Origin of the sequence: Clostridium sp. YIM B02555 (genome assembly GCF_022320955.1) — a bacterium.
GTDB classification, from domain to species: Bacteria; Bacillota; Clostridia; order Clostridiales; family Clostridiaceae; genus Clostridium; species Clostridium saccharoperbutylacetonicum.
In genome coordinates, this window is the sequence record NZ_JAKJJY010000008.1 from 39745 (window position 1) to 64217 (window position 24473).

The 24473-nt window shown below is 29.0% G+C and carries 20 protein-coding genes and 1 pseudogene; 7 read left to right on the top strand and 14 right to left on the bottom strand.

The annotated features are described in order from the left end of the window. Nucleotides 1-8: 8 nt before the first annotated feature. The 3 genes and pseudogenes from L3B98_RS12920 to L3B98_RS12930 all read left to right on the top strand — a co-directional run. Complete coding sequence (locus L3B98_RS12920; RefSeq protein ID WP_238916954.1) at nt 9-416, top strand: FdtA/QdtA family cupin domain-containing protein; 408 nt, start codon at nt 9-11, stop codon at nt 414-416. A gap of 12 nt (nt 417-428) precedes the next feature. Then, the gene (locus tag L3B98_RS12925; protein ID WP_238916955.1) at nt 429-1523 is read left to right on the top strand and encodes a DegT/DnrJ/EryC1/StrS family aminotransferase; all 1095 of its coding nucleotides are present in this window, start codon (nt 429-431) and stop codon (nt 1521-1523) included. Between the two features lie 212 nt (nt 1524-1735). Further along, nucleotides 1736-1998, top strand: a pseudogene (locus L3B98_RS12930) (AAA family ATPase); the annotation flags it as partial. Nucleotides 1999-2142: 144 nt separating this feature from the next. On the opposite strand, the gene L3B98_RS12935 reads toward L3B98_RS12930, so the two are convergent. The 10 genes from L3B98_RS12935 to L3B98_RS12980 form a co-directional block, all read right to left on the bottom strand. After that, nucleotides 2143-3108 (bottom strand): CsxC family protein, encoded by a 966-nt coding sequence (locus L3B98_RS12935; protein ID WP_238916956.1) that lies wholly within the window; start codon nt 3106-3108, stop codon nt 2143-2145. A 580-nt stretch (nt 3109-3688) separates the two neighbouring features. Further along, entirely contained in the window at nt 3689-4480 is a 792-nt protein-coding gene (locus L3B98_RS12940) for a CsxC family protein (protein ID WP_238916957.1), read from the bottom strand. 444 nt (nt 4481-4924) lie between these two features. Continuing rightward, nucleotides 4925-5716, bottom strand: a complete 792-nt coding sequence (locus tag L3B98_RS12945) for a CsxC family protein (RefSeq protein ID WP_238916958.1) — start codon at nt 5714-5716, stop codon at nt 4925-4927. 495 nt (nt 5717-6211) lie between these two features. After that, nucleotides 6212-6778 (bottom strand): hypothetical protein, encoded by a 567-nt coding sequence (locus tag L3B98_RS12950; protein WP_238916959.1) that lies wholly within the window; start codon nt 6776-6778, stop codon nt 6212-6214. Nucleotides 6779-7222: 444 nt separating this feature from the next. Further along, nucleotides 7223-7705 carry a PfkB family carbohydrate kinase gene (locus L3B98_RS12955; protein ID WP_238916960.1) on the bottom strand — a complete coding sequence of 161 codons (483 nt, stop codon included), beginning with the start codon at nt 7703-7705 and terminating at the stop codon, nt 7223-7225. A gap of 2 nt (nt 7706-7707) precedes the next feature. Then, on the bottom strand, nt 7708-9420 hold the full coding sequence (locus L3B98_RS12960; RefSeq protein WP_238916961.1) for a methyl-accepting chemotaxis protein: 1713 nt from the start codon (nt 9418-9420) through the stop codon (nt 7708-7710). Between the two features lie 176 nt (nt 9421-9596). Next, complete coding sequence (locus tag L3B98_RS12965; protein WP_238916962.1) at nt 9597-9980, bottom strand: response regulator; 384 nt, start codon at nt 9978-9980, stop codon at nt 9597-9599. 568 nt (nt 9981-10548) lie between these two features. After that, nucleotides 10549-11601, bottom strand: coding sequence for a response regulator (locus L3B98_RS12970; protein ID WP_238916963.1), 1053 nt, complete (start codon nt 11599-11601; stop codon nt 10549-10551). 9 nt (nt 11602-11610) lie between these two features. Then, the gene (locus L3B98_RS12975; protein ID WP_238916964.1) at nt 11611-14316 is read right to left on the bottom strand and encodes a PAS domain S-box protein; all 2706 of its coding nucleotides are present in this window, start codon (nt 14314-14316) and stop codon (nt 11611-11613) included. A 326-nt stretch (nt 14317-14642) separates the two neighbouring features. After that, on the bottom strand, nt 14643-15263 hold the full coding sequence (locus L3B98_RS12980; protein WP_238916965.1) for a cyclic nucleotide-binding domain-containing protein: 621 nt from the start codon (nt 15261-15263) through the stop codon (nt 14643-14645). 586 nt (nt 15264-15849) lie between these two features. Between L3B98_RS12980 and L3B98_RS12985 the strand changes: the two genes are divergently transcribed. After that, nucleotides 15850-16476: a hypothetical protein gene (locus L3B98_RS12985; RefSeq protein WP_238916967.1), complete on the top strand. Its 627-nt coding sequence runs from the start codon at nt 15850-15852 to the stop codon at nt 16474-16476. Nucleotides 16477-16490: 14 nt separating this feature from the next. Beyond that, the gene (locus L3B98_RS12990; protein WP_238916968.1) at nt 16491-17165 is read left to right on the top strand and encodes a YjjG family noncanonical pyrimidine nucleotidase; all 675 of its coding nucleotides are present in this window, start codon (nt 16491-16493) and stop codon (nt 17163-17165) included. 96 nt (nt 17166-17261) lie between these two features. Here the strand turns inward: L3B98_RS12990 and L3B98_RS12995 are convergent, their stop codons facing one another. Continuing rightward, nucleotides 17262-18236: a 6-phospho-beta-glucosidase gene (locus tag L3B98_RS12995; protein ID WP_238916969.1), complete on the bottom strand. Its 975-nt coding sequence runs from the start codon at nt 18234-18236 to the stop codon at nt 17262-17264. 135 nt (nt 18237-18371) lie between these two features. Here L3B98_RS12995 and L3B98_RS13000 point away from each other — a divergent pair, with 135 nt between their 5' ends. Further along, on the top strand, nt 18372-19430 hold the full coding sequence (locus tag L3B98_RS13000) for a galactose ABC transporter substrate-binding protein (RefSeq protein WP_238916970.1): 1059 nt from the start codon (nt 18372-18374) through the stop codon (nt 19428-19430). A 276-nt stretch (nt 19431-19706) separates the two neighbouring features. Beyond that, the gene (locus tag L3B98_RS13005; RefSeq protein WP_238916972.1) at nt 19707-20027 is read left to right on the top strand and encodes a hypothetical protein; all 321 of its coding nucleotides are present in this window, start codon (nt 19707-19709) and stop codon (nt 20025-20027) included. A gap of 381 nt (nt 20028-20408) precedes the next feature. Here L3B98_RS13005 and L3B98_RS13010 read toward each other — a convergent pair whose 3' ends face one another. The 3 genes from L3B98_RS13010 to L3B98_RS13020 all read right to left on the bottom strand — a co-directional run bounded on the left by L3B98_RS13010 (nt 20409) and on the right by L3B98_RS13020 (nt 24434). Continuing rightward, nucleotides 20409-21326: a GNAT family N-acetyltransferase gene (locus L3B98_RS13010; protein ID WP_238916974.1), complete on the bottom strand. Its 918-nt coding sequence runs from the start codon at nt 21324-21326 to the stop codon at nt 20409-20411. Nucleotides 21327-21635: 309 nt separating this feature from the next. Beyond that, nucleotides 21636-22796, bottom strand: a complete 1161-nt coding sequence (locus tag L3B98_RS13015) for an Ig-like domain-containing protein (RefSeq protein ID WP_238916975.1) — start codon at nt 22794-22796, stop codon at nt 21636-21638. Nucleotides 22797-23066: 270 nt separating this feature from the next. Next, a complete protein-coding gene (locus L3B98_RS13020; RefSeq protein WP_238916977.1) occupies nt 23067-24434 on the bottom strand; it encodes an FAD-binding oxidoreductase in 1368 nt (455 codons plus the stop codon). Between the last annotated feature and the right edge of the window lie 39 nt (nt 24435-24473).

The following is a 24473-nucleotide window of genomic DNA, read 5'->3' on the forward strand; positions in this document are numbered from 1 at the left end:
GAGGCACCATGTATAATTGTTCCTTGTTAAAATTTATAAATATAAATAGTAAATATGGGGATTTGACACCTATCGAGGAAATGATAGATGTTCCCTTTGATATAAAACGAATTTATTATATTTCAAAAGTACCGCTTAATATAACAAGAGGGTTTCATGCTCATAGAAAACTTCATCAAGTGCTCATATGTGTTAATGGCTCTGTAAAAATAAAAGTTAAAAATCCAAAAGAAGAAGTAGAGTTTTTATTAGACTGTTCATCAGTAGGTCTATATATTGGGCCTTACGTATGGAGAGAAATGTATGATTTTAGCGATGGTGCAGTTCTTTTAGTGCTTGCATCTGATTATTATGATGAAAATGATTATATACGAAATATGGACTTTTATATGCAAGAAGCATGTAATAGATATTAGGAAGTGATTTATATGAAAATACCGTTTTTGAATTTAGAACCAATGCATACAGAAATAAGAGATGAAATTTTAAATGCTTTTAAGACAATATATGATAGAAATTCATTTATTTTAGGACACAGTGTAGAAGCTTTTGAGCAAGAGTTTTCTAAATATTGTAATACTAATTATTGTATAAGCTGCGGAAATGGATTAGATGCTCTTTCCATTATTTTAAGAGGATATGATATTGGTGGTGGAGATGAAGTTATTGTGCCTTCTAACACCTTTATTGCTACTGCACTGGCAGTTTCTTATGCTGGTGCAAAGGTTGTCTTTGTAGAACCCGATATTAATACCTTTAATATAGATGTAAATAAAATTGAAGAAGCTATTACTCCAAAAACAAAAGCTATTATTGCTGTTCACTTGTATGGAAGACCAGCAGAAATTGATAAAATAAAAGTAATTTGTAAAAAATATAATTTAAAACTTATAGAAGATGCAGCCCAATCACATGGAGCCATATATAAGGGTAAAAAAACAGGAAATCTTGGTGATGCAGCTGGCTTTAGCTTTTATCCCGGAAAGAATTTAGGAGCTTTAGGTGATGGTGGATGTATTCTCACTAATGACAGTATTTTAGCACAAAAAGTACGAGCTATAAGAAATTATGGTTCAACAATTAAATATAATAACGAATATAAAGGAGTTAATTCAAGACTAGATGAACTACAAGCAGAATTTTTACGAATAAAACTAAAATATCTTGATAAATGGAATACTGCTAGACAAGAAAATGCCAAACTATATCTTGAAGGAATTAAGAATAATAAAATAACTCTTCCATTTATAAACTCAGCATATGAATCTATATGGCATATTTTTATAATAAGGACAGAATTTAGAGATAAGCTGGTAAATTATCTAAAGGCTAATGGAATTGAAACTTTAATCCACTATCCAATACCTATTCATCTTCAAAAGGCATATAAAGATTTAGGATATAAGTCTGGAGATTTTCCAGTGGCAGAAAATATTTCGAAGACAGTATTAAGTTTGCCACTATGGTATGGAATAAGTGAATCAGAAATTAATTATGTAATAAGTGTTCTAAATCAGTGGTAAAAGTATACTAAGAATTAAGAAATCAAAATAAGCACTGCTCAACATGAAAAACAATTCTATATAGAGGTGGATATAATAAAGCACTTTTGCTTATTATAGAGGCTATAAATATTTTTTAAGAACTTTAATTTTAGATATATCCTAAGTTAAGGTTCTTTTTCCTATGATGTTTTATCCGTCTTAGATATTCTTCCTCTGATGCTTTAGATTTTCAAGCTGTAATATTCATTGATGAGATTGATGCTATAGATAAGGCAAGAAGTAATGGTAAAAAAAATCAAACCTTAAATGCTCTTTTAATGAAAATGCCTGGTTTTTGGCAAGAAGAAAGTATAGTGGTAATTGCCGCTAGAAATAGATTAGATATGCTAGATAAGGCTCTTTTAAGACCAGATAGATTTGATAGACATATTGAAGTATCGCTTCCAGACGTTAATATTAGAGAAAGAATTCTTCTTTACATTTAAAAAAGAAACTCTATATGAAGATGAGTTAGGTAAATTAGCTCTATAATAAATCGCAAATCCTGTTTAATGGGATAATAGATAGTTTTATATAAAAACAAAACTATCTATTGTACCATAATGCTTTAGTAACAATTAAATTTCTGCATAGAATTTTATAGTTCTATTTCTGTAACTCTAACCTGCTGTTTCTGTAATACTTTTAATGTTAAATTTACTACTACTTTTTCCGTGAGTTGAGTAAACATTAGTTCTATAGGAATTCTACCGTTCAAGGCTGGGCCTGTGTGAATATTGACTTCAGCAATATCCACTCTTACTAATTCAGTAAAAGGTTTTTCATTAAAGAATTCGGTGACGAAAGAACTCTGATTGCAAGGATTGCGTCCAATTGCTGGACCTGAGCAAACATTACAACCTTGAAGCTCATCTGTAAAGAATTCTAATTCACTTAAAGTGCTATTTTCAATAAAAATCGGTGGTCTAAGGAAATTAATTCTTGTAGTGAAATTAAAAGGTACTTCAACTGTACAGTGCGTTATATCTCCACAAGTATTTGGAGTTCCAGCTACAGTACAAGTTTGAGTTGCATACTCAATATTCTTTCTTATAAAACCTGCTATAAATATTATTCCAGTACCAAGTGGATCCTCTTGACAAAATGAAATAATACGGGATTCTGTTAAAAATACGTTATTTTTAATTCGTTTAATTTCCATAACTGCTTGACCCAATGTGATAGTAGCTTCGACAAGAATCGTTGTATTTGTCTCTGCCAATACAACTGGAATCTTAACAAATTCAGGTCCAGGTGTAATAACATTAGGAGTTACAGAAATTTGTTCAGTTAGTGGTTCTACTTGATCAGTAGCGATTTCACATGAATTAACACTTTCATGACAAGCTTCTACACACTCAGAAACATTTGTATTTTCTTTATTTAATCCTTCATTATCACTATTAATTTCTGAAGAACTATAGTTATTATTTTTTTTGTTATTGTCATTTATCTTATTATCTTCTATACTACCAGTTTTAATATTATCTTCTTCTAAGAATTTTTTATACTGTTTTCTCTTAATTTGATTATAATATTGTCTTGAATAGTATATTCTTTCCATAACTTCTCCTCCACTTAAGAATTTAATTAATTTAAGTATATAAGCTTTCATAAAATTAATTTAATTACAATATAGATTTTAAATTATTAGTTTTATATTGTTTTTTATTTTTCTAGTAATGATTCAGATATCCAATTTAAGAATCAAGCTTATAAATGGAATATACATGCATCATTGAAAATTTATAATCATAACACTACTCTAGAAATTAGATACATATTTGTGCAAGCGGCATATGAAATTAAGCTGTGATGGTTATTAGTGGAAGGTTGTTCCACTTTCTGCTTATCATGAATTTACTTTAGGAACATGCAGAAATGGGTGCAACCTTACACTTAGAACCCATCCAGCGAAAATTTTATTAGTCCGCTGTAATAAATATGTATCTGATTTAGGTATGTTTTGCATAAGTATAATTCTCACTTTTGATATCTTTACACCAATATTTATCTCGTCCTAAAGACAGACCTAAAACCTCTCTTAGTAAGCTTTAGGTCTGCAACATAGTAATTAATTTGTAATTCAGTAAACGTACTTTATATTTAATCTTTAATTAAATTTCTAAATTTAAATTTTTTTATTATAGTACTGCTGTAACTCTTACTTGTTGTTTTTGTAATACTTTTAGTGTTAAATTTACTACTACTTTTTCTGTAAGTTTAGTAAAACTTTGTTCTGTAGGAGTTTTGCAGCTTATAGTTGTATTTGTGTTAATATCAATTTCAGTAATATCTGCTCTTACTAATTCAGTAAAAGGTTTCTCATTAAAGAATTCTGTGTCAAAAGAACTACGATCACAAAGATTACGTCCGATTACTGGATCTGAACACACATCGCAACCTTTAAGTTTATCTGTAAAAAATTCTAATTCACTTGTAGTGCTATTTTCAATAAAAATCGGTGGTCTAAGGAAAGTAATTCTTGTAGTAAAATTAAAAGGCACTTCAACTGTACAGTGTCTTATATCTCCACAAACATTTGCAGTTCGAGCTGTAGTACAAGTTTGAGTTGCATATTCAATATTTTTTCTTATAAAACCTGCTATAAATAGTATTCCAGTCCCAAATTGCCCATCTTGAGAAAATGGAATAATGCGGGATTGGGTTAAAAATACATTCTTTTTAATTCGTTTAATTTCCATAGCTGGTTGATCCAATTTGATAATAGCTTCAACAGGAATTGTTATATTTGTCTCTGCCAATACAACTGGAAGCTTAACAAATACAGGTCCAGGTGCAATAACTAAAGGAGTCACAGCAATTTGTTCAGTTAGTGATTCTACTTCAGATTTAACGCTAGCACAAGACTCGGCACTTTCATGAGAATATTCTACACTCTTTCCATAATTTGCATTTTCTCCATAATTACTCATTATAATGTTCCCTCCATTTTATCTAATGTGAATACTTTATAATATATATAATATACAAACCTTTCATTTTTGTGCCACTGATATATGATTTAATTTATCATAATTTGATAGCTGGTTTTGGGCAAGAAGAAGGTATAGTAGTAATTGTTTCTACAAATAGATTAGATATATGCTAGATAAGGCTCTTCTTAGAGCAGGTAGATTTGATAGACATTAGAATACGCTTATTACTCCATAACTTTAGCTGGACATGAGAAAAAAGAAAGAAGTTATCTTAAGGAAAATAATAAGAACTATTTAATGGGACAGTGGATAGTTTTATACAAAAACAAAACTATATACTGTCCCATAATATTCAAAAAACAATCAAATTTTTGCTTAGAAATTATTTTCTGAATTTTATATTGTTTTTTTATTTTTAACATCAATTTAGAACAAGTTATATTAGCATATTGCTGTAACTCTTACTTGTTGTTTTTGTAATACTTTTAGTGTTAAATTTACTACTACTTTTTCTGTGAGTTTATTAAAAATTTGTTCTGTAGGAGTTTTGCAGCTGATAGTTGGATTTGTGTGAATATCAACTTCAGTAATGTCCGCTCTTACTAATTCAGTAAAAGGTTTTTCATTAAAGAATTCAGTGAAGGAAGAACTCTGATCGCAAGGATTACGTCCAATCACTGGATCTGAACAAACATCGCAACCTTGAAGTTTATCTGTAAAAAATTCTAATTCACTTGGAGTAGTATTTTCAATAAAAATTGGTGGTCTAAGGAAAGTAATTCTTGTAGTGAAATTAAAAGGTACTTCAACTGTACAGTGTCTTATATCTCCACAAACATTTGGAGTTCCAGCTGTAGTACAAGTTTGTGTTGCATACTCAATATTCTTTCTTATAAAACCTTCTATAAATAGTACTCCAGTACCAGGTCGATCATCTTGAGAAAATGGAATAATACGAGATTGGGTTAAAAATACATTCTTTTTAATTCGTTTAATTTCTATAGCTGCTTTGTCCAATTTGATAGTAGCTTCAACAGGAATGGTTATATTTGTCTCTGCCAATACAACTGGAATCTTAACAAATACAGGTCCTGGTTCAATAACAGTAGGATTTACCGCAACTTGTTCAGTTAGTGATTCTACTTGAGACTTAACGATAGCGCAAGGCTCAGCACTTTCACGAGAATATTCTACACTCTTACCATAATTTGCATTTTCTTTATTGTCACTCATTATAATGTTTCCTCCATTTTTTCTAATGTTAATGCTTTCTAATATATAGATTATACAAACTTTTCCTTTTTGTGCGTTGATAAACGATTTATTTTATCATAATTTGATGACTGGTTTTGTACAAAGTCTCTCTTTCATCAATATCAGCAAATAAAAAAATCGTAGGCGACTGTGGAGCCGTAGATTTTTTTTACGCATCTGCCTTTTCGAACGCATGTGAGAAAAATCTGGCAGGCGAATATGATTTATTTTTTATTCTTTTAAAATATTAAACCTAGTTGATTAGTCTGTTTCAAAAGTTATCCACAGATTGTCCAACAATATAATTTCCTAAAGAATAAAAAAAACTCCTTCTTGCAATAATTTGTTATCTCAATTATTGCAAGGAAGAAGTTCATTCTGTTTAGCTTACACAAAATTATTTACAGAGCCTTATTATCCTCTTCTTTATTAAATTTCATTATCTTTTAATTTATATATAATTTTCTCGTAGATTTAATGACATTTACAATGTCCATCTACACATTTAGAATAAGTGAATATTACATCAAATTTAACTTCATTATCACATTTACTTTTTGCTTTGAAACATAAAATATCTGTTGGAAACCACTCATTAGGAAATTCAGATAGATTACGACGAGGTATAAATATTATTCCTGATTTAACTATTTTATAATATCCAAGAGAACCGCGTATAACTGCTTCCCCACATATACACTTTATATTATCACCGCAATATTCTATTTCAATTGTCTCATCACCACAACATTTTTTTGCAGTTGCTGTAAAATATTGTAGTTTTCCTGGTTGTACATAAATAATCTTATTTTTACGTCCAACAACTACTTCTAAATCACAACTTATTTTAATTGGAGGCACATTACACCTATGACATCTTTCTCCATCAGTTTCTATTTCTTTTTTAGTTTTTTTCTTAGGTTCTACTTCTATATCCTCATCTTCATATACATATTCATCTATTAACATATCTAAATCTAACCCTGATGCTAGATCTGCATCTTTCATAATTTCTTCTAATGATATTTCTTTATTTTTCATAAATTTCCTCCTAAATTATCTGTATAAATATATTAGTTCATCCATATAGTTTTCTTTTTCCATTTCAATTAATTTTCTTTTTTAGTTATATAAACAAATTTTTTAATTGTTGCAATTATTCACATAAAAACATAAGCAGCTATTAAAAACCATTCTTATTATATGACAGTATATGAATCGGTGCTTTAAGGTGCCACTCCTATTTCCATAAAAAATTAGCAAGCTTGAGTACCTATGACTTAAAGATCATGTATTACCAAGTTCACGCTTTGTAATCTTTACAACAAAAAAAAATAGCATTAAATTAATAGCAAGCTGAATTTGTCTTACTGTAAATTTTATGCTACTTGATATTAAATTTAAGAATTCAACATACTTCTGCATTTAACTCATATTAATAATTTAATCTATACAATTATTAACTAGTTATTTTTTGAAAGTAAATTAATAATAACATCTGCATGAATTACAACTGAATATTACAACAAAATCATAGCATTCTTTAGTACACTCATCAGTTGCAGTGAAATATAAGAAATCATTCTTTCTAGGATTTAACCTAGCATAAGTATCTACAAATATTCCCGAAGAAATATGGTTAACCATTAAATCTACTAAGATATCAAAATTTTCTCCTATAGTTTTTATATCCTCCCAAGTACCAAACTTAGGCTCAATATCTAAATAAGTTAGAGGAGCAAAACCTCTATCTCCAAACGAAGGAAATGGGGGAAGTTTATACGCACTTACTGCAAATCCAAGATTTAATGCTTCTCTTATAGAATATCCTTTAATTATTGAAGTATAAAAACCTGACCAAAAAGCATCTCCAGCTCCAGTTGTATCAACTACCTCTTTAGCTAAAGTCTCGAATCTGATAGTCTCTAATCCATTAGAAGCTATAGCACCATCTTTTCCAAGGGTCATAATTACAATTTAAAATTCTGTACCATATCAGTTAATTTTTGAGCAAGTTCTGCCTGACTTTGTGCAGATTTTGCAACATCGCTAATAGCAAAAGTCACTTCATTAACGCTATTTGCTATTTCTTCAGAGCTTGCAGCTGATTCTTCTGCCGTTGCAGATACATTTTGTATAGCCTCACTTATTTGTTCAATAACGTCATTCATTTGTTTTGACGAAGATGAAATCTCTTCAGTAATATTGTTCATAAATTCTGCATCTTTTTCATATTGAATCCCTGTACTCTTAAGGAATTCATAGCTTGATTTCACATTATTATCAATAAACTTAAGTACATCTTGTCCGCTTTGTGAAAGCTCCTCAACTGCTGCCTGTACCTGCCCAACCATACTTTGAATATCTAAAACAGCTTGTGAAGATTGCTCGGCAAGCTTTCTTACTTCATCTGCAACTACTGCAAATCCTTTTCCTTGTTCCCCAGCTCTTGCAGCCTCTATTGCAGCATTTAAAGCTAATAAATTTGTCTGCTGTGCTATACTTCCAATAGAATCCGCCATAATTTTAACATCTTCTACAACTTTAGCTTTTTCAATTGCGTTTAGAATATTTGAGCGGCTCTGGTCATATATAACTGTACCTTCTTCTATATTTTTTGAAGCTTTAGCTTTTATATCAATAGCGCGCTCTTTTATCTTGTTTACAGATATTTTCGAATCATTCGCTCTATTGTCAAGTTCATTTGTACTAGCACTTATTTCTTCAGTTGATGCACTTACTTCCTCAGTAGTAGCACTTAAATCTTGAACTCCTTTAGATATTTGTTCTACTGATTCATTTACTACTTCCATTTTAGATGAAACCTCTTCAACAGTTGCAGATAACTCTTCACTGGTTGCACTCATATCACTAGCACCATTCATTATTTCACTTATAAGAATTTTAATATTTTCCTTAGATTTATTTAATGCTTTAGCAACATTTCCTATTTCATCCTTTGAATCAATATTAATTGTTGCAGTAAGATTCCCCTCCCCTATAGCTTCAGAAAATGCTAGAATATCTTTTAATCTTCTTGAAATTACAATAGATATAATGGTTCCCAAAATAATTGCTGCTATTATAGCTATTACTATAATACTAATAGATATAATTGTACTACTTTTAAAAATCGCATTGCTGCTATTATAATCGTCAGCAGCCATTCCTGTAGCTAAATTTATTTCTTTATCTAATATAGCAAACATATCATTTCTAATTCTAGAGGCTTCGGGAAAAATAGCATTAGCCCCATCATAATCTGAAATCTTTACTTTATCTGTAATTTGATTACGAGCACTTCTATAATCACCTAATAATTTTTCAAACTGAGCAAACTGCTCCTGATCAAGTGTAGTAGTGATTGTAGTTTTATACTCTTCAACTAACTTCATATCTTCCTCTTGCATTTTGTTGATATCATCAACCAAACTAGAAACTTTACTGCTATTTTTAGGATCTAGAATTTGTAAAATATCTGCTCTAATCGTCATAAGATTTGTTTTAAGCATATTTAGATCCTTTACGCCTATTAAGTCAATATTATACAACTCTGAAACATTTGAATTAATCTCTTTCATATTTGATATTCCTACAAAGCCAACACTTCCAATAAATACTACCATTATTATAAAAGCTGTCATTAACTTATATAACATTTTTAAGTTGTTAAAAATCCTCATTATATTTCCTCCATTTATAAACTAATTATTGAACGTTCACATTAATAACTCAAACATAGCATAACAAAATTGATATATTTAAATTTCAAACTCATTTATCCCTTGATTTTGCTTTTTAGAAATATTCTCTAAGTTTATTGCAAACTTTGATACTTGTTCTGAAGTTGTACTGAACTCTAATGCAAAAACACTTTATTTACTAGTTTAATCAACTCGTTATTAATCAAATCCTTTTTTATAAAATAAGCAGCTCCCAGCGTTTCACAAATATCTAACTCATTAGAAAAATTATACTTACCACCATCTGAAAGAACAATTATATTTATATCTTTATATTCTTCTCTTAGTTCTACTACAAGCTCTAATCCACTTTTTCGAGGCATATATATATCCGTAATTATCAAATCAATATTACCTAATTTTTTATATACCGCAATTCCTTCCTCACCATTAGATGCTTCATATACATTGTAATTTGCATCTTCTAAAATAAGTTTTATAAAATTTCTAACACTTGCACTATCGTCAACCACTAATATATTTTTTTGCTTTTCATTCATTATTTTTAACCTTCCTTTTCAACTTATAGTATAAACATACTATGTTATAAATTAAGATTATACTGTGCTTTTAGTAATATTCAATTTGCATAAAATTTCTCGTCTATTTTTAGATATATAAATTCCAATTAAAAATGTACATTTAACATTTAATGACTTTCTTATGATTGAATAATATGTTGATATTCAAGATTTTTAAAAGCTAAAATCTCATAATTTATTTCGTCTAATAGTTTTCAGTATAATTTCGCCCCCTAGTTGTATATTGATAACAATATTAAAATGATTATCTTATTGGTAACCCTTTGAGTACTAGCTGAAATCTTCACATTGCAATTTCAACTACTCCATAGATTATAAAAAACACAATTTATTATACATTGTTTTAATTTAAAATTTAATGAAAAAAAACTATATTTTACCCGGAAAAAATTCAGTTTAAAAAATAAAAGCAATGTACATTTCAAATAATACATTGCTTTTACTTAATTTCTAAGAAAAAATTAATTTTCAGAATAAATTACTCTTTAAATATATCGTTAATCTCATAACCGCTTTCATTTTTTTCTTATTTTTTTAATTTTCTATACTCTGTTGGTGACATACTTGAATACTTCTTGAATAACTTACTAAAATACTCTGGATCCCTGTAACCCAGTTTATCTGCTATCTCATAACTTCTATCTTCACACTCTCTAAGCATCTTTTTAGCTCGTTCCATTTTAACTTTTGTCATATAATCTAAAAGTGACATACTCGTCTTTTTCTTGAAAATTTCGCATAGATAATTTTTATTCATATGCATATAGTTTGCAATTGTAGATAATGCAACTTCATTTTCCACATCATTTAAAATAAAAATGCTTACTTTATTTATTAAATCACCATAATTTTTACCTAAATATAGGTACATTATTTGTGCTTCTAAATTTTTAATACACGAAATGTATATATCACGTAATTCATCTAAAGAAGCTAAATCATTCAGATTTAAGCTCTTAATATAACTTACATCAGCAAATTTTATAAACCAAGGCATATTATTGTTTATTGCTTCCAATACTTCTTCGAAAAACTCTGTAATTAGATGATACATTCTTATCTTATCCAAATCACCAAAAACTAGTTTATCAAAAATAGAATAAGCCAAATTTTCTACTGTTCTGCCACTTTCAAACAATTCTAATATTTGTGTAACATCTACTGAATAGTTATACACATTTAGTTTTTTCTCTTCCTTTTTTTCAATGATGAACAATTTAGCTCTCTCAAGTAACTTGTTAATATCATTTGCATTTACTGGCTTAATAAGATAATCAAAAGCACCTAATACCAACCCTTTTCTAGCATATTCAAATTCGCTATAGTCACTAAGAAGCACTACACAAAACACCAGCTTTTTTTTCATTACCTCCTCAAGTAATTCTACTCCGTCTACTATAGGCATACGGATATCAGTTATAATTAGGTCAACTGGATTAGTTTGAAGTTTTTGTAGAGCCTCATATCCATTTCTAGCTTCATCTGTAATTTCAAACCCTGAGACTTCCCCCCATATTTTCAGTCTCTTCAATTGTAATCTCACTATTTCCATATCATCAACTATCATTACCTTGTACATTTAATCACCTTATTCTATGGGAAGAGAAAAAAATACCTTAGTACCTTTATTTAAATTACTCTCTATCCAAGTTTTTCCTCCATGTCTTTGAATTATTTTGTGTACTGTAGCTAATCCAATTCCACTTCCCTCATATTCTTCTTTATTATGAAGCCTTTGAAACATGGCAAAAAGCTTCTTGGAGTATTTCATATCAAAACCAGCCCCATTATCTTCTATATAGAAAATTTGTTCATTATAATTTTGTAAACAGCCAGCACTAATAATGGCAATATCCTTGTTTTTTGTAAATTTCATAGCATTGCTTAGTATATTATAAACTACTTGTCTTATAAGAGTTTTATCAGCAATCACAGTTGGTATTGCTGTCTCTATATTAAACTCAATATTTCTTCCTACACATGTTGCCTTTATTTCATTAAATACATTTATGAACATTTCTCTTATATCTATTTTTTCCCTTTGAATATTTTCTTTAGAAGTAATTGAATATTGCAGCACCTTGTCAATGAGTTTTACCATATCACAGCTCACGTTAGCGATATTAGTTATCATATTTACAGCTTCTTTTTCCAGAGTTTCTTCGTAATCTTCAAGAATTATCCTGCTATATCCATCAATTGCCCTTAAAGGCGATTTCAAATCATGTGAAACCGTATAAGTAAAGGCTTCTAGTTCTGTTAAAGTGCTTCTTAGATCCCTAGTACGTTCTTCTACAAGCTGCTCCAGTTCTTTGTTAATCTTTATAATCTCCAGTTCAGCTTTTTTTCTTTTAGTAATGTCTTTAATAAATACAGCTGTTCCACAAATTTCCCTATTGTGATATATAGGATTAAAGAATACTTCAACATATGTTTTCTCATGAGTAATATAATATTCGAAACTATATCTCACTCCACTCAGTGCCCTGTCATAAAAAACTTTCCATTCCTGTGTAACCTCATCTGATGCAAGTTCCAATATACTTTGACCAATCTCAATCTCAACGTCATAGCTTCGTTTAATATAATCTTTTACTGCCGAATTAAAATTTAAAATTCGATAATTCCTATCTACTGAATATATCCTATCATTAGTACTTTCAAAAACCGCTTCTAGACGCTCTGCCATTTCTCTATGATTTGCTTCTAACTGCTTTAAATCAGAGATGTCATGAAACATTATACCTATCTGTTTGTTATTAAGTTTAAAAACATTTAATAATAAATGTCGATTAAATCTTTGGGTGAAAGCCTCACATTTCAATGGAGTATCAGTCTTTAATATATTCTGAAGCTTCTTCAAAGTTGATTTATTTCCATCAAGGGATTTTATATATGTATTACCAATAACATCAGAAGCCTTTAAACCGAGATGTTTCTCAATTGCTTGATTTGCTTTGGTTGCTATTGCATCTACAAGTTCACCGTTTTCATCGTATATAAACTCACTTACTATCATTCCCTCAAGCATTTTATCGAAAATAATCTTATATTCTTCTTGTATCTCAGTTTCTTTTCTTTTAGCTTCCACATAATCAGTCACATCTCTTCCAATACAAATAATCTTTTCTAATCCATCTTCTGTATTAACTACTCTAAAATTTACTAGCAAGACACATTTCGTACCATCCTTCTTTCTCACCTCAATCTCTAGGTTTTCAATATTTTTTTCATCCAACAAACGCTTTAATATTTGTTTTCTAAACTTAAGTTCTTTATAGATTATTCCTATATTTTTTCCTATAACTTCATGCTGCTCGTATCCTAATATTTTTTTCACAGAAGGAGATATCTCAACTATTGTTCCATTAATTAAAGTCTCACTATAAAGGTTCATTATATTTTCAAAAATATCATTATATTTTCTCTCGCTTTGTCTAACAAGTTCCTCTGCCTTTTGTTTTTTCTCAAGGTAACTGATAGTAACGCTTCCTGTAACCATACAAAACATTATAAGAATAATAAAATGTATTACATCTCTGGTATCAACAATTTGAGATAATGCAAATGGATTATCTCTCAAATGTAATAAATATTCTATAAATATTGAAAGAAAACAAAAGATTATACAAATAGCCAAAGCCCTTGCTAAAATAGTCCCATTATGCCTTGACTTACTTTCTATATTAAATAAAAATAATTTTTTCACACTTGGTAATAATAGTAATGTATCGCATCCAGTAAGGATAAAAAAATCTTGAACTATTCTTTTTATAAAAAATATATTAAGATCCCCTATATTAACCATAGTAATAGCATCATTATACCAAGAGTGTAGATTATATTTTATTGAGAGTGGAAATAAAAAAAAGTACAATCCTAAATTTATTAACAAACAAAATATCTCAATAAAGTAAATATTATAAATATATTTTTTATATTGTTTTCTTTTCTCTACTCCATATCCATGTAATATAAACCAAACAATGTTAATTAAAAAACTGACAAAACACGCCCAGCCTTCATTTTGCCAAAGATAAAAAGAATGAAATGCACTTAATCCAATAACTGAGCTTAAAATTCCATATTTTACTCCCCAAGCTTGAGTAACAAGCATAGGAAAGATCAAACTCCAAACAAAATCTAAATTAAATTGATCCACTTTTAATCCTGATGCAAAAAATGTTCCAATAAAGCCTATAAGCCCTAAGCTAACTGAAATTAATGTTTTATACAAAACCTGAGATAATACCTCTTGCCTTTGACTTATTTTCTTTCTTAGATTATTTATCATAAAACACCCCAAATTAAATTCATATATACTCTTTATCATTAATTATTTTAAATCTTTGCTTATAAAATAATAAATCTCCTACGTTATATTTTAATGCATTTCAATTTTTATTCAATACTATAGGGTTCTGATTTTGATTTAATTTGTCATAATATGTAGATATTAAAATCTAATGATATCTTCAATATATACATCGTCAATACCAGCAGTTCCTTTATTTCTCTTTACTAATTCCCAAGCCATATATAAAGTATCTTCTCTATATATTTTGTCATACAAAGCATGAAACCGTCTCTTCTTATTTGATTTGGCAGGTAGGTATAATTTTATTTTTCTTCCCGCAATCGCTCTAATTTCTCCATATCCAAAATAATATACCCTTTTTCCTTGTCCTTAGCTAACACACCATTTTCACAAAACTGCTTAATAACATATAGTACATGGCGATAGCTAACATTCATATATTCTGAAACATCTGTATGACTTATATTATATATACCTTTTTGCTCATATTGGAGAATAAAAGTTGCAAGTCTATTTTCCAAGGAATAATTCAAATTTTCACTCATTCGATAACTTCGGGTTAATAATTTATTAGAAATATATGCTGCAAAGTAAAAAGAAACTTCTGCATTTTCTCTGCATAAGGCTTGTAATTTTTCTATATCAAATTCTAAACATTCAACCTCTTGAAGCACTTTGTTTTCTTTTATATCAGATTCCTCATGAAACAAAGAAAGTTCTCCTAACCAATCCTTTTCTAAAGCAAAGTCAAGAATTGAACGCCTTCCATTTGTATGATCTATATAAATTTTAACGGTACCTGATAAAATAAAATAGCAATGTGTTATTTTACTGTTTATTTTATAAATATTATGATTTTTTTTAAAAGTTCTTTTCTTTCCATTTTCAACTATTATTGATGGTATTTCCTTATCAAAAAACATTTTATTCTTCTCCTAAAATATGATATTTCTCATATATGATTTTCTTATTTCATTTTATCATACTAATATAAAATAATTAATTACAAGGCGAGAAAACTAATCCACAACATCTTATGTTAATTGTAGTAAAAAATATTAAGAAAGGAAACGTATAATGAATTTTTACTATAGATATCAAATTTAAGAATCAAACTTATCAATGGAATATAGATGTATAATTGAGAAATTATAATCGTAACACTACACTAGAAATTAGATACATTTTTCTGGAATCAGTCATATGAAATTGAGCTGTGATGGTTATTAGTGGAAGGTTGTTCCATTTTCTGCTTGTCATAAATTTACTTTAGGAACATGCAGAAATGAGTGCAACCTTCCACTTAGAATCCATCCAGCGAAAATTTCATTAGTCCTGTGGAAGATAAATGTATCTGGTTTCGGTAATTGTTGCATAAGTCTAATTCTTGGTTTGAATATCTATATATCTTATTGATAACTAACCTTTTAAATTTAGAGATTGGTACTTTTCTAAACTCACTAAATTTATTATTTTTATAATATATGTTCATTATACAAGGTGAATAAAATGAAGGTTCAATATATAAAAAAAGCTTTATACTCAATAGCATTGTTTTTAATGCTTGGCTTAGGAATTTCTTTCCAAATCAAGGCTGGAATTGGTCAAAGTATGCTTAATGCTTTTTCTTTGCTAATAGCTGACCTTTTAAATTTAGAGATTGGTACTTTTCTAAACTTATTAAATTTATTATTTTTCATAATCTATCTTATTATTAGAAAAGCTTCTCTAAATCGCTATGATATTATTCAAATAATAGCTACAATAGTAAATGGTTATATTATCAATTTATTTGTTTATTCTATTTTAAATAATTTTGTAATAGAAACTTATTTCTTTAGATTAGTTATATTTATGCTTGGGCTTGGCTTAGCTTCAATTAGCTTAGGTGCAATTCTTTCTATGGAAATCATTAAGTTTCCTCTCGAAAGTTTATGCCTAGTGTTAGGTCAAAAGCTTGGATGCAGCTTAACAATAATAAGAATGAGATTTGATATTTTCTTTATGGTTACAACAATAATCCTAACTTTAATAACTAGTCATGCTCTTTATATAAGAGAGGGCACCATAATAAGCTTTTTTCTGCTTTCCCGTCTAATGGGTTTATCATATTATTATCATAAAAAACGTATATAGAAGGAGACAATATCATGTATGATATTATTTTAATGGACTTAGACAACACTATTTTAGATTTTAATGTTGCTGAAAAAGATAGCTTCAAAGAAGTCATTAAAGAGACAGGCCTAACCTACACAGAGGAGTTATTACAACAATACAAAAAAATAAATCAAGCTTTATGGCACAAACTTGAACAAGGCAAAATTTCTAAAGAAATTGTTCTTAATACTCGCTTTAGTGAATTTTTTAAGCTTTATGATCTACAAGTCGATGGTGAAGCTGTAGAAAAAAAGTACAGATTTTATCTTGATAATTCTTCTGCTCTTATTCCTAATGCAGAAGATACTTTAATCAAACTAAGGGCAATGGGTAAAAAAATATATTCAGCTTCAAATGGTGTATATTCAACCCAAATAAAACGCTTATCAAAGGCTGGAATAATAAACTTATTTGATGGACATTTTATCTCTGAAACAATAACATATGAAAAGCCTTCACCTTATTTCTTTGACTTTTGCATAAAAAATCTGGCTGGAGTTTCTAAAAGTTCAATACTAATGGTTGGGGATAGCCCTACTTCTGATGTGCAAGGAGCAATTAACAGCGGAATTGATTCTTGTTTTTATCAATATGATAAAACTACTACTTGTACATATTCTAAACATACTATATGTGATATTTCAAAACTTTTAGATATAGTATAAAGAAAAATGCGTTGATTAAAGAATCTCAATTCTATAAATCAACGCATTAAATAATCAAAATTTACAATATTAATTTTGGTTTTGCCCTAATAATTATTAATGTCCATTAACCATTAACTCCATCACAACAGAATCTTTAGATTCTACACCTTCTGCCTCTAATTCAGCGATCTTATCGGCAAATTGAGGTAAATATTTTTTATGTGCAACTAATAATTCGTCTAAAACTTGTTTAGCACAAGCTCCACCCTTTACCAATGGATTTAACATAAATGCTTGTAATGCTAGTCCATAATCTCCAGTAATAGCTGCTTTAATAACACATTCTTCCATTGCCTTCATACATTGCACCCAGCCTCTTTCTGCTGAATTAAATTTTCCCCAGTTAAGCGGCATAGCTCCTTTTCCACTGATTATAGAAGATATTTCTACAACACTATCATATGGTAAGTCAGCTATTGCCCCATTATTTTGAGTACTAACTACCATTGTAGTTCTTTTATCATTATAAATTGCATTAATACATTCACATGCAGCATCACTATAATATGTTCCTCCACGTTTTGTTAACTGTTTAGGTTTATGGTCTAAGTTTTCATCCTTATATAATTCAAACAATTCAGCTTCTGTTTTCTTTACTTGTTGTCCACGAGTTCCAACTCCATTAAATTCTTCTAATCCATCCTTTAGCATTTCATCTTGCATGTAGTAATATCTATGATATGCACAAGGAATCAGCTGCATTTCCTTCAATTGATCCTTCAAGTATTTCACATCATGAATATTAGCTGGAGTTGCTGAATTTTCAAGACACATTTTATCTATAATCTTATCAGTTAAGTCATTTCCACTTCCATCTGAAACCTTATGCCAATGAAAATGATTTAATCCTGCAAACTGATGTATAAAATCTTTTTCAGCTAAATCAAACATTTTAAATTCATCCTTTAATGCCATAATTGGTACATTACATAATCCAATACAATTTTTCCAGCCACCATGTTTAATTATTGCTTCAGTAACCATACCAGATTGATTAGTGAAATTAATTAACCATGCATTAGGGCACAATTCTTTTATTCTCCATTATAAGTATTTTCTATGAATCTATCAATTCAGAGATGTATTAATTAGGATAAATTTTATATTAGTAGAAACACTAATATTTAATATTATACTTTTAAACAATGAATTGGAGGGTTATTAATGAAAATATTAAAAAAAATAACTTTATTCATTATAATAATATCAATATCCTTAAATCTAATGTTTAATACTAAATTTAATGCATTTGCTAACCCAAATTTTGATTTTAATGATACCTCTGTAGCTAATGTTGCAGTATTATTATCTAGTCCTAATGATTTATTTCTATTACAACTAAAACAAAATTTAGAGGATATTCAAAAAGAACATAAGAATATTCGATTTACCTTCTATTACGGAAACGATAATATTTCTTTACAATACGAGACATTAGATTCAATTCTTAAAAGTGATATTGATCTAATTATAGCAAGCTTGGCTGATACAAGCGAAGATGTACTAGAAAACGTCATATTGAAAGTCAAGCCAAAAAATGTTCCTCTAATTCTAGAGAACGTTAGTCCAGAAGTCGTTTCAAAAGTTTTGAACTATTATAACAAAGTTGCTTTTGTATCATCTGATTCTAAGCAACAGGGTATATATCAAGGTCAAATACTTGTTGATTTATGGAATAATAATAAAAATGCTCTAGATAAAAATAATGATAATATATTACAATATGTTTTGCTACAAGGTAAAGAAGATAATCCTGCCGCAATTAATAGAACAAGATATTCTATTTCAACAATTAATGATTCAGGAATAGAAACACAGCAGCTTGCACTAATAGATGGCTATTGGTTACGAGAATTAGCTAAAGAGGCCATGGATTCATTATTTCTTAAATATGATGGCAAAATTGAAGCAATAATTGCAAATAACGACGCTATGGCAATTGGAGCAATTGAAGCATTGCAAAAATATAACTATAATAAAGGTGATAAAGCTAAAACTATAGCCGTTGTTGGAGTAGATGGATTACTCGAAGCTAAAAATTTAATTGATAAAGGATTTATGACTGGTACAATTATTCTTGATCCAAAGGCTGAAGCTGAACTGTTTTATACTATTGGAATGAACTTAATTCACAATTTAAATCCTATCGAAAATACTAATTATAAAATTGTTAATGGAGAAATTATAATTCCATATCCATATGATAAATATATTACGATTTAACCTACTTTCTCTATAAATAAAAAGAATGATCTACTAAGGTGAATAGACCATTCTTTAAACTGGATATTTATTTTTAATAAGGGGAAAATAATGTTTAACTATCTTATACATTTATGATACATAATATTTATGTCAGTGTTATGACAATCATTAATTTTCTTAAGTATACATCTTTATACTAGTATTACGACATAAAACATTATTGACACTTTAATTATCAGTAGGATGCATATTCTAATTATTAAAATAAAATACTAATATAATGGAGGTGTTCTTATGAAAATAGAGAGATTTTTAGTGTTTTTTCTAATTTATATATTTTTATTTGTTAAAACGCCACAAGCACAGCCAATCCCTATTTCTACTACTTATACACAAGGTATACATAGTATCACTCAATATAGTGGAAAATATATTACAGCTAAACTAATAACTCCTGATAAAACTCTTAGTGTAGCAGTAATTGATTCTAAAGGTAATCAGAAAATATTTTTACGTTTTTTGAACCTAAACGAAACCGTAAAATTGGGACCTGTCCAAGAAGGCGATATTCTAATAATAATTGGTGCTGGAGAAGTATCTTTTTCTCCGTTTTAATCTAATATATTTAGTTCTCCCCTAAGCACTATACCCAAAATCATTCTCTTATATATAAATAAATCTACTTTTCAATTGTATATAAACACTCAATTGTTAACACAAATACCTACTATCAAACCCAACTACAAGCTTATATAATGGCTGACAATCAAACATGATTGTTAATGTATAAACTCGAATCACAACTTCACTTAGGAAACATAGACAATCAAACAGCCAAAAACTTGTGTCTAATATTACAACATGTATTTGTTAAGACCTTGAAAGTTACCGTAAAAACAAGCCTATAACTAAGTTTATATATTGCACTTAACCATAACCTTAGGTGCAATTTTTCATTCTTTATTTAATTACTATATACTTTCTACAACATACTAGTTAACTGTTATAGAACTTCCTCAATTTATCCTCCAATTGTGCAAGAACCATTGGCCATGCTTGCTCATGTCCATTCTTTGACTCTTCATCTAAAAACCCTGCATGAGTTAATCGTAATACAGTTCCATCCTCTATTTCCTTCAATTCTACAGTCACAATTGTTTCAGCACCTTTAGTTCCACCAGCACCAGTTATCCATGTAAGTTCAACCAATTTGTCAGGCACAAGTCTGAGAAAACGTCCATAGTGTGGATAGCGATTTCCTTCAAAAGCCGTTTCAAAGAAAAAAGCAGTGTTGACTTCTCCTTTCATCAAGACAGAACCTGGTTCTGCAAACCAGAGATCAAACTGTTCAGTCCAAGCCCTGTACAAAATGCTTGGTGAGAATGGCATTGTCCTCTCTACAGAAAGACTAAATGGTCTTAATGATAAATCTGGAACACAAATTGGCATTTTTTGTTCCTTAAATAATTTTTTCTTCATACATACACTATTTGTATTCCCTTTGTATGGCTCAAAATTTTCTATTATATCATAACCAGTATTTTTATACAGATTAATTGCTTCATGCTGCTTTATTCCTGTTTCTAACAGAGCATATTTATACCCTTTGCTTCTTCCTAATTTCTCCAATTCACTAATTATTAATTTGGATAATCCTTGACGTCTGTATTCTTTTTTTACAAATATTCGTTTTAATTCTATGTCCTCAACATTGTGCTCCTTGAAGGCTCCACATGCAACAGGTATTTCATCTTTATAAATAATTATCACATCATTTATATAGTCAGCTTTATTATGCTTATTATACTGCTTTTGTAGTTCCCCATATCGTTCATTAAGGTCATCATCTAACAGTTTTATAAGTTTTATAAAATCAATATTATTACCAGTTGTTTTTAATATTTTTAAACTCATTTTATCCTACCTCAAACTTAATTCATCATAATCTAACTACTTTACTTCAATTATAGCATGTATTGTTAAATTTTTAAGAATATCTTTTATTTATTACATCTACTCTAAACATTCTTCACAAAAAAATTCTTTTGTATTCTAAAAACACAAAACAATTCATACTTTCCGCCAGTTACAAACCCAGAAAACAGCTTCTAATAATTTATAAAATATCCATTTATACCATTATGTAACAATATTAAAAGGTACATGCATTTTGCAAGTACCTTTCATAAACTTTATATTTAATTATTTTTTCAAAAAATCAATTTATGCTATTACAGTTGAAGGTATTTTAATTGTTACTGTTCCTCCAGGTAGTATATCTCCAACATTAACTATAATGTTTTTTGATGTTGAACTTGAATCAACTGTCCCTTGAGTAGTTGTTACTCCACTAACATTAAAATCAATATGATTAGGTGCTGGATCACTTACCACTACTGCTTTAGCTGTTTTTGTACCTGTGTTAGTAATTACAAGAGTATATGTGAAATTATCTCCTATCCATACCTCTTTTACATCTGCTGTTTTTACTACGCTCAAGATAGTATCAGCTGATCCATGAAATATAATCGTAACCTCTCCACCAGGATTATTAGTATTGGTACCTTTGGCATGAGCAATATTAACTATCTTATCTGTATCTGTTGGATCTGGAGTCGGATTAGGATTTGGTTCAATTCCTTTTAGTGTTACAGTTACAACACAGGTTGCAGTTAATCCATCAGCAGTTGTAGCTGTAATTGTACAAGTTCCTTCTTTTACTCCAGTAACTTTTCCAGTTGAATCTACTGTTGCTACTGAAGGATCACTTGATTTCCATGTCACTTGTGCTCCTGCTGGTGTTGTTGTTGCTGTTAATTGTTGTGAATCACCTACATTTAAATTCATTGTTGATTTATCTAATGTTATTGATTCATTGTTACCTATTAAATAACCTGTGTTATCTATATCTATTGCATCTAGTTCTAAATTTTTATTAACCTCATCATTTGGAACTGTTATAGTTACTTTGTGAAAAGCCTTTGGTAAGTTCTCTTTTTCATATGTTACTATCTGGCTTACACTTCCTGAATTGCTATGATAGCTTGAAAATGTATCACTTATATTATCATCTATTTTAATGACATTTTTTGTAGATTTATTGCTCCATTCTGCACAAACAACTCGTAATTTTGTTCCGTAAAATGTAAATTTAACAGACTCCCCTGGAATGATGACACTTGTGCTTCCATTATAATGTACACTACTAATTGATCCCATGATATTTTTTGTATATAACAATCTTTTATCAGTATCATCATATCTTTGCCATCCGTCTGCTGTTATAGCAGCATTAACCGCACTTCCATTTTCAATCATTCCAATACCAATAAACATTAAAGCCATTACAAACATTATACTAAACTTTTTAAAGTAATTTTTCATTTATCATTCTCTCCCTTATTCTTCAATAATAAATGAATGCGCATTCCTTATATTTATTTTAATTCCAATACCAATTAAATCCAACAATAATCGTAATACAAATTCCTTTATATCTAAGAATTTTAGTAAATTTTTACACGTTTGATTATCTACATTTATACTATTCTACTTTAAACTGATAACAAAAAAGGACTTTATTATTTGTTCATAAATCAAATTTATCTTTTAGTTAATTAAAACATATTTACTAACATTGTATTTTATGAGAATCTAACAATACACTTTTCCTTCATTTAATATATTATTCTTATCAAATACAGCTTTTAGCCCTTTCATATATAGCAATTCTTTTTCTCCTGTAACATTTTTAAAAAATTCTTTTTTACTTAATCCTATTCCATGTTCACCTGATGGCAGACCATTGAGTTCATGGCTTTTTATATATAATTCATAAGCTAAATCGTAGGATTTCTTCTTCCAATCAACTTTTTCCATGCCGTTTCTTATTATACTCACATGAGTATTTCCATCTCCAGCATGTCCAAAATAAATAACTTGTAAGCCATGCTTTTCTCCACTTTTATTGGTGAATTCAACAAACTCTGATGTTTTGTTTATAGGTACAACTATATCTATAGGCAGTTGTTCATTAAATTCCATTACTGAACTTGCTAGCGCACCTCTTATTTTCCAAGTATCTATAGCTTCATTTTCATTTAGAACCTTAAAATCTAACGCTCCACTATTTATTGCTGCTTCTCTTGCATTGGTGTAATTTGAAATTATTTCTTTTTCTTCACCATCAAAAGTAAGAATCAAGTAAGCATTCCCTAAATTAGAAGGTAATTTTAGATTTAAAAATTTCTCTGAATTTTCCACTATATTTCTTTCCATAAATTCTATTGCAGTTGGATTTGCATTTAATTTTATTATTTTACTCACACTTTTTATAGCATCTTCTAGCTTTTCAAATGATATCAATATATTAACTGTATTTTTAGGTTTTGGTATAAGCTTTAAGGTAGCTTTAGTTATAATCCCTAAAGTGCCTTCAGATCCTACAACTAAATCCTTTAAATCCAATCCTGAACTATTTTTAATAGTTTTACTTCCAACAGTTATTGTTTCACCATTTCCTGTAACTATTTCTAGTTCACGTACATAATCACGGGTTACTCCATATTTTACTGCTCTCATCCCACCAGCATTAGTGCTTATATTGCCTCCAATAGTTGAAGTTTTTTCACCTGGATCTGGAGGATAAAACAAGCCTCTTTCTTCTACATATGCTTGAACATCCTGTAATAAGACGCCTGGCTCTACTGTTATATTAAAGTTTTCTTCATCTAATTCTAATATATTATTCATTTTTGATAAATCTAAAACTATTCCTTTTTTATTAGGTATTGTTGCCCCAGTAAGACAGGTTCCAGCACCCCTAGGTGTAATTGGTATTAAATTTTCATTGGCAAACTTTATTATATTACTGATTTCCTCCCCATTCTCTACAAAAACCAAAACATCAGCTTCCCCATAATCTAAATTAAGTCCATCTGTTAAATATTTTTTATCTATTTCCTCCCCAAAGATAATTCTTTCTGCATCCTTAATTATATTTCTTAACAAATTATATTTCATTTTGATGCCCCCTTAATGCTTTGAAGCTAATAAACATAA

What these genes read in the sequence shown, in the direction of transcription:
- L3B98_RS12920 (WP_238916954.1), top strand. Translation starts at nt 9, where the DNA reads ATGTATAATTGTTCCTTGTTAAAATTTATAAATATAAATAGTAAATAT.
- L3B98_RS12925 (WP_238916955.1), top strand. Translation starts at nt 429, where the DNA reads ATGAAAATACCGTTTTTGAATTTAGAACCAATGCATACAGAAATAAGA.
- L3B98_RS12935 (WP_238916956.1), bottom strand. Translation starts at nt 3,108, where the DNA reads ATGGAAAGAATATACTATTCAAGACAATATTATAATCAAATTAAGAGA.
- L3B98_RS12940 (WP_238916957.1), bottom strand. Translation starts at nt 4,480, where the DNA reads ATGAGTAATTATGGAGAAAATGCAAATTATGGAAAGAGTGTAGAATAT.
- L3B98_RS12945 (WP_238916958.1), bottom strand. Translation starts at nt 5,716, where the DNA reads ATGAGTGACAATAAAGAAAATGCAAATTATGGTAAGAGTGTAGAATAT.
- L3B98_RS12950 (WP_238916959.1), bottom strand. Translation starts at nt 6,778, where the DNA reads ATGAAAAATAAAGAAATATCATTAGAAGAAATTATGAAAGATGCAGAT.
- L3B98_RS12955 (WP_238916960.1), bottom strand. Translation starts at nt 7,705, where the DNA reads ATGACCCTTGGAAAAGATGGTGCTATAGCTTCTAATGGATTAGAGACT.
- L3B98_RS12960 (WP_238916961.1), bottom strand. Translation starts at nt 9,420, where the DNA reads ATGAGGATTTTTAACAACTTAAAAATGTTATATAAGTTAATGACAGCT.
- L3B98_RS12965 (WP_238916962.1), bottom strand. Translation starts at nt 9,980, where the DNA reads ATGAATGAAAAGCAAAAAAATATATTAGTGGTTGACGATAGTGCAAGT.
- L3B98_RS12970 (WP_238916963.1), bottom strand. Translation starts at nt 11,601, where the DNA reads ATGTACAAGGTAATGATAGTTGATGATATGGAAATAGTGAGATTACAA.
- L3B98_RS12975 (WP_238916964.1), bottom strand. Translation starts at nt 14,316, where the DNA reads ATGATAAATAATCTAAGAAAGAAAATAAGTCAAAGGCAAGAGGTATTA.
- L3B98_RS12980 (WP_238916965.1), bottom strand. Translation starts at nt 15,263, where the DNA reads ATGTTTTTTGATAAGGAAATACCATCAATAATAGTTGAAAATGGAAAG.
- L3B98_RS12985 (WP_238916967.1), top strand. Translation starts at nt 15,850, where the DNA reads ATGAAGGTTCAATATATAAAAAAAGCTTTATACTCAATAGCATTGTTT.
- L3B98_RS12990 (WP_238916968.1), top strand. Translation starts at nt 16,491, where the DNA reads ATGTATGATATTATTTTAATGGACTTAGACAACACTATTTTAGATTTT.
- L3B98_RS13000 (WP_238916970.1), top strand. Translation starts at nt 18,372, where the DNA reads ATGAAAATATTAAAAAAAATAACTTTATTCATTATAATAATATCAATA.
- L3B98_RS13005 (WP_238916972.1), top strand. Translation starts at nt 19,707, where the DNA reads ATGAAAATAGAGAGATTTTTAGTGTTTTTTCTAATTTATATATTTTTA.
- L3B98_RS13010 (WP_238916974.1), bottom strand. Translation starts at nt 21,326, where the DNA reads ATGAGTTTAAAAATATTAAAAACAACTGGTAATAATATTGATTTTATA.
- L3B98_RS13015 (WP_238916975.1), bottom strand. Translation starts at nt 22,796, where the DNA reads ATGAAAAATTACTTTAAAAAGTTTAGTATAATGTTTGTAATGGCTTTA.
- L3B98_RS13020 (WP_238916977.1), bottom strand. Translation starts at nt 24,434, where the DNA reads ATGAAATATAATTTGTTAAGAAATATAATTAAGGATGCAGAAAGAATT.